The 19,391-nt window shown below is 62.0% G+C and carries 18 protein-coding genes; 15 read left to right on the top strand and 3 right to left on the bottom strand.

What is annotated here, in order from left to right:
* Window positions 1-2 precede the first annotated feature (2 nt).
* A complete protein-coding gene (parS, locus tag VFO93_RS18160; RefSeq protein ID WP_325135802.1) occupies window positions 3-467 on the bottom strand; it encodes a type II toxin-antitoxin system Xre/ParS family antitoxin in 465 nt (154 codons plus the stop codon).
* A 560-nt stretch (window positions 468-1,027) separates the two neighbouring features.
* Between parS and hisG the strand changes: the two genes are divergently transcribed.
* The 15 genes from hisG (at window position 1,028) to VFO93_RS18085 (ending at window position 14,133) form a co-directional block, all read left to right on the top strand.
* A complete protein-coding gene (hisG, locus tag VFO93_RS18155) occupies window positions 1,028-1,879 on the top strand; it encodes an ATP phosphoribosyltransferase (RefSeq protein WP_325135801.1) in 852 nt (283 codons plus the stop codon).
* A gap of 86 nt (window positions 1,880-1,965) precedes the next feature.
* A complete protein-coding gene (gene hisD, locus VFO93_RS18150; RefSeq protein WP_325135800.1) occupies window positions 1,966-3,282 on the top strand; it encodes a histidinol dehydrogenase in 1,317 nt (438 codons plus the stop codon).
* A 129-nt stretch (window positions 3,283-3,411) separates the two neighbouring features.
* Window positions 3,412-4,470, top strand: coding sequence for a histidinol-phosphate transaminase (gene hisC, locus VFO93_RS18145; RefSeq protein WP_325135799.1), 1,059 nt, complete (start codon window positions 3,412-3,414; stop codon window positions 4,468-4,470).
* Between the two features lie 104 nt (window positions 4,471-4,574).
* Window positions 4,575-5,675 carry a bifunctional histidinol-phosphatase/imidazoleglycerol-phosphate dehydratase HisB gene (hisB, locus tag VFO93_RS18140; protein ID WP_325135798.1) on the top strand — a complete coding sequence of 367 codons (1,101 nt, stop codon included), beginning with the start codon at window positions 4,575-4,577 and terminating at the stop codon, window positions 5,673-5,675.
* Window positions 5,676-5,742: 67 nt separating this feature from the next.
* On the top strand, window positions 5,743-6,456 hold the full coding sequence (gene hisH / locus VFO93_RS18135; RefSeq protein WP_325135797.1) for an imidazole glycerol phosphate synthase subunit HisH: 714 nt from the start codon (window positions 5,743-5,745) through the stop codon (window positions 6,454-6,456).
* Window positions 6,457-6,516: 60 nt separating this feature from the next.
* On the top strand, window positions 6,517-7,239 hold the full coding sequence (locus VFO93_RS18130) for a HisA/HisF-related TIM barrel protein (protein WP_325135796.1): 723 nt from the start codon (window positions 6,517-6,519) through the stop codon (window positions 7,237-7,239).
* Between the two features lie 17 nt (window positions 7,240-7,256).
* Window positions 7,257-7,973 (top strand): HAD family hydrolase, encoded by a 717-nt coding sequence (locus VFO93_RS18125; RefSeq protein WP_325135795.1) that lies wholly within the window; start codon window positions 7,257-7,259, stop codon window positions 7,971-7,973.
* Window positions 7,974-7,982: 9 nt separating this feature from the next.
* Window positions 7,983-8,372 (top strand): hypothetical protein, encoded by a 390-nt coding sequence (locus VFO93_RS18120; protein ID WP_325135794.1) that lies wholly within the window; start codon window positions 7,983-7,985, stop codon window positions 8,370-8,372.
* A gap of 3 nt (window positions 8,373-8,375) precedes the next feature.
* Window positions 8,376-9,161, top strand: a complete 786-nt coding sequence (gene hisF / locus VFO93_RS18115; protein ID WP_325135793.1) for an imidazole glycerol phosphate synthase subunit HisF — start codon at window positions 8,376-8,378, stop codon at window positions 9,159-9,161.
* Between the two features lie 170 nt (window positions 9,162-9,331).
* Entirely contained in the window at window positions 9,332-9,727 is a 396-nt protein-coding gene (locus VFO93_RS18110; protein ID WP_325135792.1) for a VOC family protein, read from the top strand.
* Window positions 9,728-9,747: 20 nt separating this feature from the next.
* Window positions 9,748-10,608, top strand: coding sequence for a helix-turn-helix transcriptional regulator (locus VFO93_RS18105; protein ID WP_325135791.1), 861 nt, complete (start codon window positions 9,748-9,750; stop codon window positions 10,606-10,608).
* Window positions 10,609-10,788: 180 nt separating this feature from the next.
* Window positions 10,789-11,307 (top strand): nuclear transport factor 2 family protein, encoded by a 519-nt coding sequence (locus VFO93_RS18100; protein ID WP_325135790.1) that lies wholly within the window; start codon window positions 10,789-10,791, stop codon window positions 11,305-11,307.
* Between the two features lie 16 nt (window positions 11,308-11,323).
* Entirely contained in the window at window positions 11,324-12,379 is a 1,056-nt protein-coding gene (locus VFO93_RS18095) for a serine hydrolase domain-containing protein (RefSeq protein ID WP_325135789.1), read from the top strand.
* A gap of 119 nt (window positions 12,380-12,498) precedes the next feature.
* On the top strand, window positions 12,499-13,200 hold the full coding sequence (hisIE, locus tag VFO93_RS18090) for a bifunctional phosphoribosyl-AMP cyclohydrolase/phosphoribosyl-ATP diphosphatase HisIE (RefSeq protein ID WP_325135788.1): 702 nt from the start codon (window positions 12,499-12,501) through the stop codon (window positions 13,198-13,200).
* Window positions 13,201-13,812: 612 nt separating this feature from the next.
* Complete coding sequence (locus VFO93_RS18085; RefSeq protein WP_325135787.1) at window positions 13,813-14,133, top strand: hypothetical protein; 321 nt, start codon at window positions 13,813-13,815, stop codon at window positions 14,131-14,133.
* Window positions 14,134-15,369: 1,236 nt separating this feature from the next.
* Here the strand turns inward: VFO93_RS18085 and VFO93_RS18080 are convergent.
* Entirely contained in the window at window positions 15,370-16,572 is a 1,203-nt protein-coding gene (locus VFO93_RS18080) for a tetratricopeptide repeat protein (protein ID WP_325135786.1), read from the bottom strand.
* Between the two features lie 192 nt (window positions 16,573-16,764).
* Window positions 16,765-19,383: a DNA gyrase subunit A gene (gyrA, locus tag VFO93_RS18075; protein WP_325135785.1), complete on the bottom strand. Its 2,619-nt coding sequence runs from the start codon at window positions 19,381-19,383 to the stop codon at window positions 16,765-16,767.
* Window positions 19,384-19,391 lie beyond the last annotated feature (8 nt).

The raw sequence follows: 19,391 nt of genomic DNA, 5'->3' as shown, positions 1-19,391 counted from the left end.
CGCTAGGCCAGGTCGCCGTAGGCAATGCGGGTGAGCTCGTCGGCTACCAAATCGATGCCGCCGCCGGTGTAAAACAAGTCTATCGGCCGCTTGCCGGCCAGCCCGTAGGCGGGTTTCTGGAGCCAGCGCGTAAAGGATTCGGCGTCGCCGAATACCTCGCGGCCCAGCTCGGCTACCTGCGCCAGCTTCAGCAGTTGCTCGCTCTTGGGGGCATCGAGTAGCTTGTCGGCCTGCTGGTAGTGGCGGAAGGTCTTGGGGGTAATGCCCAGAATATCGGCCATTTGGGTGGCGTCGAGCCCCAGGTTGCTACTAATGGTCTGGGCCTTGATGGCGGGCAGCCCTTGCTGCGCCAGCAGCACCAGCCGCAGGGCATCGTGCGAGGCCTCGGGCGAGCCAAATAATTCCAGGATAAAAGCCGATACGGACGCCGGCTTCTGGGTTTCGAAGGCAAAGGGTACGACTTGCATGGCGGCGGAGGGTAAGAATGCGAAAGTAAAATAAGGGAAATTTTTCCTTTAAACCGAGAAATACTTCTTAAAGTTTTGCCTGCCGTTTCCTAGACCCATCGCCAGCCGCACCTGCTGGTTGGGGGTGAGGTTCCTCGCGGGGTAGCTTCTGTACCTTATTGCCTAAACGAAAAAGAGTCTGTAAGGCAGCCTTTTGAGTCCGGTTGAAAGCCGAAAGCCGCTTCTGCAAGGTCGGGCTTGGCCGAGTTTGCCCGCGCCGCCCTACCTTTGCCCCACGATGACCTTCCGCGCCCGCCTTTCTGCGTTTGCGTTTACCGCCACCTTGGCCCCGCTTGCGGGCCAGGGCGCGGCCGTGCATCATCACCACCATCTGTAGGAGACCGGGCAACCGGGCTGGCCGCTACCCCGTAGCCGTGTTGCCAGCCGCTCGCGTCTCCACCTTCGCCGCGGCCCCCGGCCGGCAGTAGTTTTTCACAGTTTGGGTTTTTCGACGGGCGGGCCGCTACCGGCCGCCGTTTTTGCTTGGCGGGGCTTTTGGGCCGCCGCCCGCTTTCTATCTAATGCTTCGCTTAGCCATTCAAAAGTCCGGCCGCCTGTCGGACGACTCGCTGCAACTCATCCGGGAGTGCGGCATCAGCTTCGTTTCGTCTTCCTATAAACTGAAGGTCGAGGCCAGCAATTTCCCCCTCGAAATCCTGTACCTGCGCGACGACGACATTCCCGGCTACGTGCAGGACGGCGTGGCCGACCTGGGCATCGTGGGCCAGAACGTGCTGGTGGAAGCCGGCTGCGCCGCCCTCGAAGTCGAGCCCTTGGGCTTCAGCAAGTGCCGCCTGAGTTTGGCTGTGCCGCGCGGGGCCGAATATGATTCGGTGGCCGACTTGCAGGGCAAGAACATCGCCACTTCGTACCCGCGGCTGCTCGGCGACTACCTCGCCGGCCAGGGCGTGCGCGCCAACCTGCACACCATCAGCGGCTCGGTCGAAATCGCGCCCAGCATCGGGCTGGCCGAGGCCATCTGCGACATCGTGAGCAGCGGCTCGACGCTGCTCGGCAACGGCCTGCGCGAGGTCGAAACCATCTTCCGCTCGGAGGCCGCGCTCATCGCCGCCCCCAACCTGAGCGCCGAAAAGCAGGAGCTGCTAAACCAATTGCGTTTCCGGATGCAGGCCGTGCGCCGCGCCCAGCGCTCGAAGTACATCGTGCTCAACGCCCCGGTGGCGGCCCTGGCGGCGGTGAAGGCGCTGCTGCCCGGCATCAAGTCGCCCACCGTGACGCCGCTGGCCGAGGAAGGCTGGGTGTCGATTCAGTCGGTGGTGGAGGAAGACAAGTTCTGGCACATCGCCGGCGAGCTGCAAGCCATCGGGGCCGAGGGTATTCTGGTCTTGCCGATTGAGAAGCGGGTGGGATAAATAGTGCTTAGTGTTCGGTGCTTAGTGCCTAGGTTGTAAGACTTTTGGCTAAGCACCAGGCACTGTGCACCAAGCAGTAAAAAACGATGCAGATTTTCCGCAACCCCGCCCCGGCCGGGTGGGCCGCGCTCCAGACGCGCCCGCTGGCCGACAGCAACGCCCAGGTGCTAACCCGCGCCGCCGAGATTTTTGACGACGTGGTCCGGCGCGGCGACAAGGCCCTGCGCCAGTACGCTGCCCAATACGACGGCGCGCCCGCCCTCACCGACCTGCGCGTGAGCGCCGAGGAGCTGGCCGAAGGCGCGGCCCAGGTGCCCGCCGAACTGCAAGCCGCCATCCGGCAGGCGCGCCAGAACATCGAGAAATTTCACGCCGCCCAGCGCCCCGCCGCCGTGGAGGCCGAGGTCGAAACCATGCCCGGCGTGCGCTGCTGGCGGCGCAGCGTGGCCGTGCCGCGGGTGGGGCTCTACATTCCGGGGGGCTCGGCGCCGCTGTTTTCTACCTTATTAATGCTGGGGGTGCCGGCCAAGCTGGCGGGCTGCCGCGAAATCGTGCTCTGCACGCCGCCCGGCCGGGGTGATGGGCGCATCGCGCCCGCCATCCTGTTTGCCGCGCAGGAACTGGGGCTCACGACCATTATTAAAGCCGGGGGCGCGCAGGCCGTGGCGGCCCTCACGGTAGGCACGGCCTCGGTGCCGGCCGTGGACAAGATTTTTGGCCCGGGCAACCGCTACGTGACCGCCGCCAAACAATTAGCCGCCCAGCGCGGGGTAGCCATCGATATGCCCGCCGGCCCGAGCGAAGTTCTAGTAATCGCCGACAGCAGCGCCAACCCAGCCTTCGTGGCGGCCGACCTACTGTCGCAAGCCGAGCACGGCCCCGATTCGCAGGTGGTATTGCTGACTGATTCGGAAACCATATTACAAGGAGTAGTAGCCGAGTTGGAGCGCCAGCTGCCGCTGCTGCCCCGCGCCGAAATAGCCCGCCAGGCCCTGGCCGAAAGCCGCGCTATTCTGCTGCCTGATACGGAGGCGATGCTGGAATTCAGCAATCAGTACGCGCCGGAGCACCTGATTCTGGCCGTGGCCGCGCCCGAAGCCCTGGCTGCCGACATCTACAACGCGGGCTCGGTGTTCATGGGCCACCTCACGCCCGAAGCCGTGGGCGACTACGCCTCGGGCACCAACCACACGCTGCCCACCGGCGGCTACGCGCGGGCCTACAGCGGGGTGTCGCTCGATTCGTTTTACAAGAAAATTACCTTCCAGCAGCTCGCCCCGGAGGGCCTGCACGCGCTGGCCCCGGTAGTGGAGCCGATGGCGGAGGCGGAAGGCCTGCGCGCCCATGCCCAGGCCGTGGCGCTGCGTCGCGAGTACCTGGCGGCTGGTTCGTCTAATTTATAACGACTGTCATGCTGAGCAGAGCGAAGCATCTCGCCCGTTTCGTTGCTATGCTAACGCAAACGCAGGAAATTACTGCGCCACGCGAGATGCTTCGCTACGCTCAGCATGACCAACGATTTTGACCTTACAATGTCCTTTGATTTAGAATCTCTCATTCGCCCCAACGTGCGGACGATGAAGCCGTACTCCTCGGCCCGCGACGAGTTTCAGGGCGAGGCCCGCGTGATGCTCGACGCCAACGAGAACAGCCTGGGCAGCGCCGGCCCCGCCGAGTTCAACCGCTACCCCGACCCGCAGCAGCGCACCCTCAAAGCCGCCCTGGCCCCGCTCAAGGGCGTGGCGCCCGAGCAGGTATTTCTCAGCAACGGCTCCGATGAGGTGATTGACCTGCTGGTGCGCTTGGTGGCCCGGCCCGGCCAGGACAGCATCCTGAGTACGCCGCCCACCTTCGGCATGTACGAAGTGGCCGCCGCCCTCAACGACGTAACGCTGGAGCGCGTGCCGCTCGACGCCGATTTTCAGCTCAGCGAAGCAGCGATTGCGCAGATTCTGGCGTCCAAGGCTAAAATCGTGTTTTTGTGCTCGCCCAACAACCCGACCGGCAACCTGCTGCGGGCGGCCGACATCGAGCAGATACTGCGCGGCTTTCCCGGCCTGGTGGTGGTAGATGAGGCCTACGCCGACTTTGCCGACCAGCCCAGCTGGCTCACGCGCTTAGGGGAATTTCCGAACCTGGTCGTGCTGCAAACCTTCTCCAAAGCCTGGGGCCTGGCGGGCATCCGTCTGGGGATGGCCTTCGGCTCGCCGGAGGTGATTGCCTACCTCAATCGCATCAAAATGCCTTACAACGTGTCGGAAAACACCCAGCGCCTGGCCCAGGCTGCGCTCGCCGACACGGGCCGCTTCGAGGCCATGCGCCAGGCGCTGCTGCAAAGCCGCGCTACGCTGCAAGCCGCGCTGGCTGCGCTGCCCATCGTGGACTACATCTTCCCGTCCGATGCCAACTTCCTGCTCACCCGCTTCCGCCCCGACGTGGGCGCGGTGTACCAGCACCTGCTGAGCCAGGGCATCGTGGTGCGCCGGCCCGGCCAGGCCGCCTGCGCGGGTACTCTGCGCCTGACCGTGGGCTCGGCCGCCGAAAACGACACGCTGGTGGCCGCGCTGCGGAATTTCTCCTCAGCCAGCTAGCCCTGCTCAGGCAACTCTAGTCTGGTTTCCAGCGCGCCCACCCAGCTAGCCAGCCCGCGCAGCGGGCGTATCCGTTACATCCTAAAAATCCGTTTGAATCTGCGATGAAGGTATTATTTATCGACCGCGACGGCACCATCCTCATCGAGCCGCCGACCGACTACCAGATTGATGCCTGGCACAAGTTCGATTTCGTGCCGGGGGCCATCACGGCCCTGGCCCAGCTGGCCCGCGATGGCGAGTACGAGCTCGTCATGGTAACCAACCAGGACGGCCTCGGTACCGATAGCTACCCCGAAAGCACCTTCTGGCCCTACCAGCAAAAAATGCTGGATATTCTGAAAGGGGAGGGGGTCGAGTTCAGCGACATCCTCATCGACCGCAGCTTTGCCCACGACCCGGCCCCCACGCGCAAGCCCGGCACGGTGCTGCTCACGCGCTACCTCGACCCGGCCAACGGCTACGACCTGGCGCACTCCTACGTTATCGGCGACCGCCGCACCGACGTGCAGCTGGCCGAGAACCTGGGTTGCCGCGCCATCCTGCTGCACGCCGAGGCCGACGAGCGCGCCGCGCTCAGTACCACGAGCTGGGCCGATATCTACGAGCACCTGCGCCGCCCGCCGCGCCGGGCCCACGTGATGCGCAACACCAATGAGACGCGCATCGAGATTATCCTCACCCTCGACGGCACCGGCCACACCGACTGCCAGACCGGGCTGGGCTTCTTCGACCACATGCTCGACCAATTGGGCAAGCACAGCGGCTGCGACCTCTACGTGCGCACGCATGGCGATTTGCACATCGACGAGCACCACACGGTAGAAGACACGGCCATCGCCATCGGCGCGGCCTACAACGAGGCCCTTGGCGACAAGCGCGGCGTCAACCGCTACGGCTTCCTGCTGCCGATGGACGACGCGCTGGCTCAGGCGGCCATCGATTTTTCGGGCCGGCCGTGGCTAGTGTGGGCCGCCGACTTTCGGCGCGAGCGGGTAGGCGACGTGCCGACCGAGTTGTTTTACCATTTCTTTAAAAGCTTCTCCGACGCGGCGCGCTGTAACCTCAACATTAAATGTGAGGGCGACAACGAGCACCACAAAATCGAGGCGATTTTTAAAGCCGTGGCAAAATCGATTAAGATGGCCGTGCAGCGTGACCCCAGCGGCCAGCACGTGATTCCCAGTACGAAAGGCATTCTTTAAGTCACTAATTAGTGTTTATTCATTTGTATAACCGGGTGAATTGTAAACACGTGAGCGTATTTAACAAATGAATATTGCCGTCATCGACTACCAGGGGGGCAACGTGCAATCGGTGCTCTTTGCCCTAGAGCGCCTAGGCGTTACCAATGCCGTGCTTACATCGGACCCCGCCGTAATCCGGCAGGCCGACCGGGTACTGTTTCCCGGTGAAGGGGAGGCCAGCTCGGCCATGCGGGCGCTGCGGGCAGCCGGGCTGGATAAGGTGTTGCCCACGCTCACGCAGCCCTTCTTAGGCATCTGTCTGGGGATGCAGTTGCTGGGCCGCCACAGCCAGGAAGGCCCGGCGGGCGGCACTGAACTGCTCGGGATGCTACCCTTCGATGTCGTCCGCTTCACGCCTGATGCCGCGCATAAGGTGCCGCACATGGGTTGGAACAACCTGCACGACCTGCAAACGCCGCTGTTCGAGGGTTTGAGTGGGCAGGTGTTACCGGGCGACAGGTTCGACCCCCAGTCGGACTCGAACCAACTAGTAGAAGCCCACCAATCAAGTAACAGTTCGCCCCGCCAGCTAGTGGCCGCCGACTACGTGTACTTCGTGCACAGCTACTACGCGCCGGTGGGCGAGTATACCATTGCCCAGGCCAGCTACCCGGCGGGCGCGCCGTTTAGCGCCGGGGTGCGGTACCGCAATTTCTACGGCGTGCAGTTTCACGTGGAGAAAAGCGGCCCGGTGGGCGAGCATATTCTGTGCAACTTCCTGACCGGGAACCTGGGCTAGTCCTGTTTACTCAAATGTTATAAACGCGGCTTTTTTGGTAGTCCGCCGCATAATGTTCAAATGGATATAATACCCGCCATCGACCTCATCAACGGTTCGTGCGTGCGCCTGACGGGCGGCGACTTTGCCCGCCAGACTACCTACTCGGCCGACCCGCTGGCGCAGGCCCAGTACTTCGAGCAGCTTGGGGCTACCCGGCTGCATTTGGTTGACCTCGACGGGGCCCGCGCCCGCGAGCCCCGCCAGCTGGCCGTGCTCGAGCGCATTGCGAGCCATACCAAGCTGCACATCGATTTTGGCGGCGGTATTCAAACCACGCAGGCGGCCGAGCAGGCGTTTGCGGCCGGGGCGGCGCAGCTCACGGCCGGCAGCATCGCGGCCCGCGAGCCCGCGCTGGTGGGGGAGTGGTTGGCTCGCTTCGGGGCCGGGCGCATCATTATCGGGGCCGATTTTAAGGGTGAGCATATCGCCGTGAGCGCCTGGACCGAACAGTCGGACCAGACTCTGACGGGCTTCATCGGGGCCTACCTGGCGGCTGGGGCCACCACCTTTATCTGCACCGACGTGAGCCGCGACGGCCAGCTGCAAGGCCCCGCCACGGATACCTACACGGCGTTGCGGCAGCAGTTCCCGGCGGCGCAATTCGTGGCCAGCGGCGGCGTGACCACGGTGGCCGACGTGGCCGCCATGCGGGCGCTGGGCATGAGCGGGGCCATCATTGGCAAGGCCATTTACGAGGGTACCATTACGGAGGCCGAGCTGCGGGCCGAACTGGCGCGGTAGCGTGGTAGTACTTCTCCATGAATTCCACCACCCCTATCACCACCATCCTCTTCGACCTCGACGATACGCTGTTCGACCACATCGGGACGGCGCGGGCGACCCTGGCGGCTACGGCCGCCGGCCGCGCTGCCCTGCGCGGCGTGTCCGTCGAAGACCTCTACGTCCGCTACAGTGAGCTGCTGGAGGAACTGCACCCGCAGGTGATGACCGGGCGCATCTCCTACCAGGAAGCGCGGCAGCAGCGGTTTGCGCGGCTGCTGGCCCCCTACGAGCCCACCGTGTCGGCCGAGGAGGCCTCTGAATTTGCGCAGTACTACTACGGGCACTACCAGCAGCTGCGGCGGCCGGTGGCCGGGGCGCAGGCCTTGCTGCAAGCTCTGAAACCGACCTATAAGATTGGCATCGTGACCAACAACCGCCTGGCCGAGCAGCAGGAGAAGCTATGGCACTTGGGTATGAGCGAGTTGGTTGATGCCCTCATTACCTCGGAAGAAGTAGGAGTGCTCAAGCCCGACGCCCGCATCTACGAGGTGGCCCTGGCGCGCCTGGGAGCGAGCCCCGCCCAGACCGTGATGGTGGGCGACAACTGGCAGGCCGACGTGGTGGGCGCGCTGGCCGTGGGCATCCGGCCCGTGTGGCTGAACCGCACGGGGGCGGCGCGCCCGCTGCCGCACGTGGCCGAGGTTACTAGTCTGGAGCCGTTAAGTGAGGTGCTGCTACAACTACTCAGCTAACAAGTTTAAATGGAATTGGCGAATAATTTTTGCGGAATAGAATTCGATTGGTTCGCCATTGATGTGACCGGCGCTATTGGTCTATTTTCGACCGGTGGATGGGGGCCTATTCCAAAGGAAGTATTGTGGCACGCAGAGCAGCATCAACAGCTTAGCAATCAGTTTGCTTTGCCTAATGCTGGTACGCTGGCTATTTGGGATGATTTTGCCCGGTACGGTTTGTATGTATTCGACTGGAAGCCTTATGAGGGGCCTTACCTGCGGGTAGCGCAGCCCCTGGCGAAGCCAGACGGTGGCATTAAGCAGACTATTCTAACCTTACCTGATTTGCTTTTACTACCCGTTAGCTTTCATGAAGCGAAATACATAATAATCAAATACTTCAATCTGCTGCATTAATTTATGCTAACTAAACGCCTCATTGCCTGCCTCGACGTGCAGAACGGCCGCACCGTAAAAGGCACCAACTTCGTGAACCTGCGCGACGCCGGCGACCCCGTGGCCCTGGCCGCGCGCTACGCTCAGGAGGGCATCGACGAGTTGGTGCTGCTCGACATCACGGCCACCGTGGAAAAGCGCCGCACCCTCATCGAGTTGGTGCGCAACGTGGCCCGCGAGGTCAATATTCCCTTCACCGTGGGCGGCGGCATCGGGGCGGTGGCCGATGTGGAAGCCCTACTGTTGAGCGGGGCCGACAAGGTCAGCCTCAACTCGTCGGTGCTGCGCGAGCCCGGCCTGATTGACGAGCTGGCCCGGCGCTTTGGCTCGCAGGCCATCGTGGTGGCCGTGGATGCCCGCCAAACCAACGAAGCCGCCGCTACCCCCGCCAACGAAGCCTGGGAGGTATTCACTCACGGCGGCCGCCACCCCGTGGGCCGCGAGGCCGTGGCCTGGTGCCGCGAAGCCGCCGAACGCGGCGCGGGCGAAATCCTGCTCACGAGCATGAGCCACGATGGCACCCGCGATGGCTACGCCCTGGGGTTTACGCGGGCCGTATCGGCGGCCGTGGGCGTGCCGGTCATCGCCTCGGGGGGGGCGGGGGCTGCGCCGCACTTCCGCGACGTGTTGTTGCCCGGCGGGGCCGATGCCGCGCTGGCGGCCAGCGTGTTTCACTTTGGCGACTTATCGGTGGCGGGCCTCAAAAACTACCTGCTGGCCGAGGGCGTGGCCATGCGGCCGGTGGGGTAGTCGATTGTCGGCGTTTGGTCGGCGGTTGTCCTGCTGAGCGCAGCCGAAGCATCTCGAAGTATCTCTGCCGCTTCGTTGCTTACGCTAGAGGTTACTCTGCTAAAGAGATGCTTCGACTCCGCTGCGTTCAGCATGAGCATGACGGATATATTAACTACGTTAAAAGAAATATGCCCCAACAACTTGCCCACGTCGCCCTGCTGGTGCGCGACTACGACGAAGCCATTGCCTTCTACACCCAAAAGCTGGGCTTTGAGCTGCTGGCCGATACGCCCCTGGGCGCGGGCAAGCGCTGGGTGCTGGTGACCCCTGCCGGTGCGGGTAGCCCTGGCCCCGCGCTGCTGCTGGCCCGGGCCGAGGGTGCTACCCAGCTCAGCCGGGTGGGCGACCAGACCGGGGGCCGGGTTTTCCTTTTTCTGTCTACCGACGATTTCTGGCGCGACTACCACCGCATGCAGGCCCAGGGTATCACGTTCGTGGAAACGCCCCGGGAGGAAGCCTACGCGACGGTGGTCGTGTTCGAGGACTTGTACGGCAACCGCTGGGATTTGCTGGAGCCTCGTTAGAGCGTTGTATCTTGGCCGGTATGGGCCGCCCGTTTGCTTACCGCGAGTACTACACGGCCGCGCCGCTCAGCGAGCTGGTGCGCAAGTTCTGGGTGCTCGACAACGGGCAAAACGCCGCCCCGGTCACCAATCAGCAGGTTTTGCCCAACAGCTGCTTCAACCTGGCCTACGTGCGGGGGCAGGGCCTGCACGTGCAGAACCGGCGCGGGCCGCACGTGCTGCCCGCCGCCAGCTACTTCTGTGGGCAGGCGCGGGGCAGCGTCGAGGTCGTTATTCAGCCCTTCACCCACGTAACGCTGGCGCAGCTGCACCCCTGGGCGCTGGCCGCGCTCAGCGCCCGCTCGCTGGCCGATACGGCCGATGCGCTGGTGCCGCTAACCGGGCTGCTGCCCGAGCTGGCGGCGCTGGAGCTTCCGTCGTATGCCCTGGCGGAGGACGAGGCCCCAGGCGGCGAAGCACTGGTGATGCGCCTGCTCGAAACCCAGCTGCCGGGATTAATCCGGGCGGCCGAAGCCGAGGCGAGCGGCTGGCTGCGCCGGGCGTGCCAGCGCTTGCAGCAAGCCAACGGCTGCCTGCGCATCGCCGATTTGGCGCAAGAGCTGGGCTGCTCGACTAGGCAGGTCGAAAAGCAGTTTAAGCACGGCCTGGGGCTCACGCCCAAGGAGTTTGCGACCGTGCTGCGGGTGCGCGGGGTAGTAGATGCGCTCCAGGAGCTGGGCCAGCCCCAGCCGCTGGCCCAGGTGGCGCTCGACTACGGCTTCTACGACCAAGCGCACTTCATTCGCACCTTTGGCCGCCTGGTGCAGCGCTCGCCGGGGCGCTTCAACAAAGAGGAGTTTCTGCTGCCCCTCACCGGCCGGGGCTACGGCGAGGCGGGGTAGTGTCGAGGTTGCGGAGCCCGGCGAATGGGAGAGGCAAGGCGGCTTCTCTACCGCCTCTTATCAGCTTCTGATTGGGCGAAAATGCGTAGCGTTCGCATTTGTACAATCCTGGCGTGGGTGGGGTGGGGTAGGTTTGCGGGGCTTTCCGGCCAGCGTCTCACTTTCCGTTTTATCTCTCTTATGATGTCTCGTTTTCTGCTTTTGGTGGCGAGTGGGCTGGTGCTAGCCGTCCCGCCCGCGTTAGGTCAGGCTGCGCCGCCCGCGCGTCCCCGGCTGGCGCACCCGTCGGTCCCGGCGGCCCGGCCCACTGCCCCGGCCGATAGCCTCACCCAGCTCATCACCCGCCTCGATGCCCAGGCATTTGTCGCCTACAACGCTCACGACGTAGACGGCCTGATGGCCTTTTTCGCGCCCGACGTCGAATTTTTCCATGACACGGGCGGCCTCTCGACTTTCAGCCAGACGCGCCAGGGCTTTGCCAGCGTCTTTGCCCACAACGCCGACATCCGCCGCGAGCTGGTGCCCGGCAGCCTGGAGGTTTATCCCATCAAAAACTACGGGGCCATCCAGGTGGGGGCGCACCGCTTTTGCCACACCGAAAACGGTCGGCCCGACTGCGGCACCTTTAAGTTCGTGATGGTGTGGCAGCGTCAGTCCGGTGGGTGGCGCATCACCCGCGTGGTCAGCTATGGCCATTAAAACCTGCTTTTTACAAATGAAAAACTACCTCCCCGCTTTGCTGGTCGGGTGGCTGGGGCTGGTGCCCGCGGCGGCGCAGTCGGGGCCCGCGTTTCGGCTGCCCAGCCCGGACAGCCTGCGCCGCTGGATGGCGCGCAGCCACGTGCCCACCGTGGGCCTGGGGCTCATCGAGGGCGGGCGGGTGCGGCAGGTGCAAGTGCTGGGCGAGCTGCAACCCGGCCGCCCGGCTTCGCGTGGCACGCTGTTTCCGGTGGCTTCGCTGACCAAGCCCCTGGTCACGCTCACCGTGCTGCAACTGGTGCAGCACGGCCGCTGGCACCTCGACGAGCCCCTGGCGCACTACTGGACCGACCCCGACCTGGCCGCCGACCCGCGCCTGCCGCAGCTCACTACCCGGCTGGTGCTCAGCCACCAGACCGGCCTGCCCAACTGGCGCTGGCAAACGCCCACCCACCGGCTGGCCTTTCTGCACGACCCCGGCACCACCTACGGCTACTCGGGCGAGGGCTTCGAATACCTGCGCCAAGCCCTGGAGCACAAGTTTAAGCGTACCCTGCCGCAGCTCTCCGACTCGCTGGTGCTGCGGCCATTGCGCCTGGCCGATACCCGCTACAGCTATGCCGCCGACCCGGGCCTGGACTCGGCGCGCCTGGCCGGCGGGCACGACGCGCGGGGCAACCCCCGGCGCACGCCCCGGCCCGCCGCCCCCAACGCGGCCGATGGCCTGGTTTCTACCGTCGGCGACTACGCCGCGTTCGGGGCCTGGGTGCTGGCCGGGGCGGGCTTGTCCGACAGTCTGTTTCACCTCATGGCTACGCCGCAGGTGGCCACCGGCCCGCCCGGCCAGGGGCAGGGTATGAGCCTGGGCTGGCAGGTGCTGCCCATCCACAACCGGCCCGCCGACGACTACGTGCTGTTGCACTCGGGCCGCGACGAGGGCTTGTTTACCCTGATAGTGCTGCTGCCCCGTTCCCGGCGCGGGGTAGTCATCTTCACCAACGGCGACCGCGGGGCCGACGTAGCCGTACTCGTGTTGCGGGCGCTGCTGAATTTGCCGGAATTGACCCCTTGAAAACCAGCGCTTAGCTAATTACCTGACCGGCGCGGGGGCAAAGCCGGTGGGAGAGGAGTCGCCCCTGTGCCGGTTAAAGTCAGGCCTGGGGCAGACCTTTGTTGCACAACTTACATCAAATGGATTTGAATTTTGCCAAAATGCCCGACCAGCTCATCCCCGCCATCGTGCAGGATGCCGGCACCGGGCAAGTGCTCATGCTGGGCTATTTTAATGCCGAAGCCTGGGCTAAGACGCAGGCCGAGGGCCGCGTTACGTTTTTCTCCCGCTCCAGGCAGCGCCTGTGGACCAAGGGCGAAACCAGCGGCCACTACCTGCAAGTAGTAAGCCTGCACGTCGACTGCGACCAGGACACCGTGCTGGTGCTGGCCCACCCCGACGGCCCCACCTGCCACCGGGGCACCACCAGCTGCTTCGACGTGGCGGTGCCAGTAGCCGCCGTTGCGCCCGTTGCTTCAAGTACGGGCATACTAGTAGGAGTGGGGGCGCCCGCCCCCGCCGTGGGGTTCTTAGCCGAGCTGGACCAGCTCATCGAACGGCGGCGGCAGTTTCCGGCCGAGGAGCCGGGCTCGTACACGGTGCGGCTGTTTGAGAAAGGTCTGGCCCGCATTGCCCAAAAGGTGGGGGAGGAGGCCGTCGAAACTGTTATCGACGCGATGGCCGGTAATAAAGCAGGCCTGGCTGGCGAGGCGGCCGATTTGGTATATCACCTGCTCGTACTGCTGCGGATTAGTGGGTCTTCGCTCAACGAACTGTTGGCCGTGCTGCGGCAGCGCCATCAGACTATCGGTGCTGGTCAGCGTCGTCCGCTTCCGGAGTAGACGGGGTCAAAAGCCGTCGCTTAAAAAATCCCCCTCGCTAGTTGTGAAGTGCTGTAAGAGCGCACTACGCAACCTCGCAAGGGGGATTTCTCTGTTAAGTTCAGGTAGGTTTTTGGCAGGGTTCCGATTTGCTTCCGTGGCTTGTCAGTTTAACATAATATATAAACGAAAGAGAAAGCTGTTGGTCATTAGTCGAATAGCTTAACGGTTGAGGCGGCGCTCTATCTTATCGAGTAGGGCCCGTACTAAAGCCAGGTCTTCCACATCAACCACATCTAGCTGCGTGTTTAGCCCAGGGCCTACGAGTTGAATGCTGAACAACAGGCTGCCTGCCTCAGACGGAGAGAGGGGAGCTGGGGCCGGTGTAGTGGGTTTAGCTAGCTCAGGCGCCGTGCGCTGTGGGCTGGGTGGTTGAGCAACTGGGGTTGCCACAGGCGCTTTTAGGGTTTCAGGCGTCGAATTAAAGCCGAATAAGTGCGCAATTGCGTCTGTGGTAGCCGCCGGGGCTGGGCGCGGTGCCGGTAGAGGCGTCCGAGAAGGTGCGGTTGGTTTAGGCAGGCTGGATGTCGGGCTGTTTGCTGAGTTTGCGGGGAATTCGGGTTCACCAGAGGAATGGTCTTTCTCCGGCGCGTCTTCCTCTTCGCCCTCATCCGTGGCGGGAATCGCTGGGGCTGGCGACTGCCGGAAGATATTACCCGCGGGCGGTGGGCTGGCCAGTTCGCGTCGGGGCGGCTGCTGGGCGGCAAGTTGGTCGATGTCTGCTACGGTATTGTTTTCATCGAGTACACCTACCATGCGCGCCCCGTCTATAAAGGCCTTGGCTACGCTTTGCGCATTTATTTCTTCTACGCCAAACTCCCGGATAAGCAGTACATCGAGCATCGCAACCGGGAGCTCGCGGGCACGGAACTTGCGGCAGAGTTGCGTGAATAGGGGTGGTGTCAGGAAAGCTTCGCGGTGAAATAGTACCTCTTCCTGTTTATCGTAAGCGTGCTTAATCCGCCGAAATAGAGTAGTCGTGGTCAGCATTTCACGCTTGCTGGTCAGCAGTCCAAACTTTACGGCAGACCCTATAATGGCCTTGAAAGAGCCACTTACCTTGCGGTTTAACTTGCGAGCACAAGTTTCCAGGGCGCATTTGCCCCCAGTATCATCAACTACTTCAGCAACTTCCCAGGCTCCGGTGTAGCTAGTGCGGGGATAGTCTATAAGTTTCGGCATAAAAGGAGGTGTAGTGTTTGTGGTAAGATAAACGCAGTAAATAAACAATAGTTATGGTGCCTTAGTACTATAAAGTATAAAAAAGTACTAAAATTTAAGATTCATTATACTTTTTTATACTTCATAGTACTAAGGCTTATTTTATCGTATTTTCCTTTGTGCAAGAGGGTAGGAGCTAACACCCCCTATTTTTATACTACTTAATTCTCGCGGCTACCATAAATAACAGCTAGCCTCAAACCAATAGCAACAATACGAATACCCTGAGACTTGGTGCCTGACCACAGACGGATGCAGACGACACCAAGACGGATAATATTTAAACGAGTAGCAGATAAATAGCAAATTACTACAGTTTCAGAGCAAAACCTTTGCTCTGCAGTGACCTGAGTGCCCGAGGCGCCGTAGCTATTCGCAGTGCTCATCTACAGCAGGCACTTGAGACACCTAGGCTTCTTTCATCCACGTGGGTTAACAACGATTGAATTTCAGCTCAGTGATGGATATGGTCTATTTTGCCGAGGAGGCTATTAGAGGCGTCAGGATACGTATTCCTAACGCCAGACACAAAATGTTTCTACGCTGAACCAAAACCGCTCATTGACCACGCCAGCAGCGCACCCGGCCGGCCAGGCTTGCCGCTCTACGCTGAACCAAAACTGCTCACATTTCCTGGCTTAACTTCCCTTCCCGAATAAGCACTAATTCGGCATACAAGCCCAGGGCGGTTTCCTTCTGGCTCAATTAGCCACTGCTGAAATTCGCACTACTTACTACCACTAACGCGCTACTATTATTTGTCTTATAATTTATATTATGTTAAATTGATTAACTGAACTACCTACCCTTCCCTCGTATTTCTTCTCTCTATTCTCTCCGACTTAGTGCTTAAAAACAAAAAGCCCGGCCGCTAGCGCGGCCGGGCTTTTCTAATTCCACCCTATCGTTTTATTTCAGCGTTTGCAGCTTCGCATTCATTCGCTCCGAGTCCGCAGTGCGGCCCAGCCGGTAGTAGACTTTCTGCAAGGCAGTAATCGTGCTGCGGTCGTTGGGCTGAAGCGCCAGTGCCTTCTCAAAATACGGCTGCGCGGCTTCAAAATACTTTTTACCCTCAGCCTCTACTTTTTTGCCTTGAACCTGGTAGGTTTTCAGGTCCATTTTGCTGGCTTTGGTGTACAGCGCCGCCGCCCGGTTGAAGTTATTGATACCAGCGTTGAACTGCGCATCAAAATTGTTCGGGTCCAGCGAGATGGCTTTCTTGTAGTCTTCCAGCGCCAAATCGGATTTTTTCTGCTGGTCGTAGAGCGTGCCGCGCACGGCATACAGGCTCGCATTGTTGGGGTCGGCCTGGATGGCTTTGCCAATTTTGTCGATGGCCGCATCGCCGTTGGCACCACCCTGCATCGAGAGGTTCAGGTCTTCGAGCAGGAACGTTTTGTTGTTGGGGTACGCAGCCAGGGCTTTTTGCAGCACCTGCTTGGCTTCGGCGTCGTTCTTTTCCTGGCGGGCCAGTTGCAACAGTCGCACGTATACGTTGACTGGCGCGGGCTTGGCCTTGTAGGCATCCAGGCCCAAGGCCTGCGCATAAGCGGCTTTTTCACCGGCTACGTCCTGGCGCGCCTGCTGCGTATAGGCGCTGTACAGGGCCGCCGTGGTATCCTGGGGCTGAATCTTAGCTGCCAACTGGAAGCTGGCCAGTGCCTTATCGTATTCCTTGGCCTGGTAGCCCTTTACCCCTTCGTTGAATGCTAACCCGTACAGGGTTTGCAACTGGCCGGGCACCTGCTTGCCATACTCGCCGGTGGGGCCGTCCAGCTCCAGCGCTTTGTTATACGATTCCACGGCTTTTTGCAGGCCTTCGCCGGGCTGCATGTCCTTGGTGTACTTGGTATAGAGCGCCGCCGTGGTGGGGCTTATCAGCTGGGCGTAGATTTCGCCGCGCGTAAACCACGCCTTGGCTTTGTCCTTTTCCTTAGTTTTATCGCTGGCGACGGCTTGGTTGATGCTTTCCAAAGCTTTGTCCATCTGGTTGGCTTTCAGGCTCAGTTGGGCGTTGGTGATGGCGGAGCTCTGGGCCAGGGCCGGCGTAGCCAGGCCGAGCGCGGCCGTAAAAGCAACTGCGGCGGCCACGGTCAGAAAGGTATTCTTCATGGGGAAGGAATGAGAATGTGAGAATCGGGGCAAAGCTACGCTTGCCCGGCAAACTACTGCCGGGGCATGTACGGCAGCTTGTCCAACTGGTTCCTGCCAAAATCATGCTAACTACCCCAGCAAGCCCAAAAAAGGCGGCCCGCACTGCGGGCCGCCTTCTCCTACTTGTCGGCGGTGGTTTTACCGCCCACCTTACATCTCTTCGATATCATCCTCATTATCAGCTGCTACCCCCGGCTCGGCGGCCGCGTCTTCCACCAGCGTATCGACGCCGGCATTTTCGGTAACGGTGGCCAGGTCTACCGCTGGGCTATCGCTGGCGGCCACCTCTTCGAGCAGCGTTTCCAACTCCTCAACCTCGGCGGCGGCTACCTTGGCGACCGACGAAATCTCGTCGTTGGCCGCTACCTTGAACAGGCGCACGCCCTGCGTGGCCCGCCCGATGGTGCGCAGCTCGCTCATGCTCAGGCGGATGGTGAGGCCCGAGCGGTTGATTATCATCAGGTCGTCGGCATCGGTTACGGCCTGAATGCTTACCAGCTTGCCCGTTTTATCGGTGATTTGCATGGCTTTCACGCCCTTGCCGCCGCGGTTGGTGATGCGGTACTCTTCCAGCACCGAGCGCTTGCCGTAGCCGTGGTCGCTCACCACCAGCAGCTCCTCGCCGCTGCCTTCGGCCACGCACACCATGCCCACTACCTTGTCATTGTCGGCCGCTTCTTCGCTGAGCGTGATGCCGCGCACCCCGGCCGCCGTGCGGCCCATCGGGCGCACTTTCTCTTCGGGAAAGCGCACGGCCCGGCCCGAGCGCGAAGCCAGAATCACCTGCGAGTTGCCGGTGAGCAGCTGCACGTCGAGCAGGCGGTCGCCCTCGTTGATGGTGATGGCGTTGATGCCCGCCGCGCGGGGGCGCGAGTAGGCTTCGAGCGGCGTCTTTTTCACCGTGCCCTGCTCGGTGCAGAACATAAGGAACGTATTTTCCAGGTAGTCGGCCGAGCGCAGGTTGCGCACGTTGAGCACCGAGCGCACGGCGTCTTCCTTGGGCTTGTCGATGAGGTTTTGCAGCGGCGTACCCTTGCTGGTCTTGGCCGTTTCGGGCACTTCGTAAGCCCGCAGCCAGAACATGCGGCCCTGCTCGGTGAAGATAAGCAAGTACTCGTGGGTGGTAGCCACGAACAGGTGCTCGGTAAAGTCGTCCTGCTTGGAGCCGGCCCCGCGGGCTCCTACCCCACCCCGCCCCTGCGTGCGGTACTCGTCGAGGCTGGTGCGCTTGATGTAGCCCTCGCGGCTGACGGTAATCACCATCGCCTCGTCGGCAATCATGTCCTCCATCGAGAAGTCGCCACCCGCGTGGTTGATGCTCGTGCGGCGGGCGTCGCCGTAGCGCTCGCGCATTTCCAGCAGCTCATTCTTAATGAGTTGGCGCTGCTCGGTTTCCGATGCCAGGATGGTGTTGAGGCGGTCGATGAGGCGCATGAGCTCCTCAAACTCGGCTACGAGCTTGTCGCGCTCCAGGCCGGTGAGGCGCTGCAGGCGCATGTCGAGAATAGCGCGGGCCTGCACCTCGCTCAACGCAAAGCGCTCGATAAGGCCCGTGCGGGCTACCTCCGGGTCGCGCGAGTCGCGGATGAGCTTAATTACCTCGTCGAGGTGGTCGAGCGCAATGAGCAGGCCCTCCAGGATGTGGGCGCGCTTCTTGGCCTCGGCCAACTCAAACTTGGTGCGGCGCACGATAACCTCTTCGCGGTGCTCGACGAAGTACTTGATGAGGTCGCGCAGCCCCAGCGTCATCGGGCGGCCTTTCACCAGGGCCACGTTGTTGACGCCAAACGAGCTTTGCAGCTGGGTGTACTTGAACAGGTTGTTGAGTACCACCGTGTTCAGGGCGTCGCGCTTGAGCTCGTACACGATGCGCATCCCGTCGCGGTCGCTCTCGTCGCGCAGGGCGGCGATGCCCTCGATTTTCTTGTCGTTGATGAGGGCGGCCGTTTTCTCAATCATCGAGGCCTTGTTTACCTGGTAGGGTATCTCGGTCACGATAATCTGTTCCTTGCCGCTGGGCAGGGTTTCGAAGTGGTGCTTGGCCCGCATCACGATGCGGCCCCGGCCGGTTTCGAAGGCCTGCTTCACGCCCTCGGAGCCGTAGATGATGCCGCCCGTGGGGAAGTCGGGCGCCGTTATGTGCTCCATCAATTCGCTCACCGTGATGTCCTCGTTGTCGAGATACGCCACGATGCCGTTCACTACCTCGGTCAGGTTGTGGGGGGCCATGTTGGTGGCCATGCCCACGGCAATGCCGCTAGTGCCATTCACGAGCAGGTTCGGGAACTTGGCCGGCAGCACGCTGGGCTCTTCGAGCGAGTCGTCGAAGTTGGGCTGAAAGTCCACCGTATCCTTTTCCAGGTCGCCGAGCAGCTCGTCGGACAAGCGCTTGAGGCGCGCCTCGGTGTAGCGCATGGCGGCCGGCGAGTCGCCGTCGATGGAGCCGAAGTTACCCTGGCCGTCCACGAGTGGGTAACGTAGGCTCCAGTCCTGGGCCATGCGCACCATGGTATCGTACACGCTGCTATCGCCGTGCGGGTGGTACTTGCCCAGCACCTCGCCCACGATACGGGCCGATTTCTTGTGGCTCTTGGTGTAGCTCACGCCGAGCTCGCTCATGCCGTAGAGCACGCGCCGGTGCACGGGCTTGAGGCCGTCACGCACGTCGGGCAGCGCCCGCGAGATGATAACCGACATCGAGTAGTCGATGTAGGCCCCGCGCATCTCGTCTTCGATGTTAATCGGGATTATTTTTTCGCCTTCGGCCATTCTTGGTT

This window comes from Hymenobacter sp. (assembly GCF_035709525.1).
Lineage (GTDB): Bacteria > Bacteroidota > Bacteroidia > Cytophagales > Hymenobacteraceae > Hymenobacter.
This window is presented reverse-complemented; position numbering and strand designations above follow the sequence as displayed.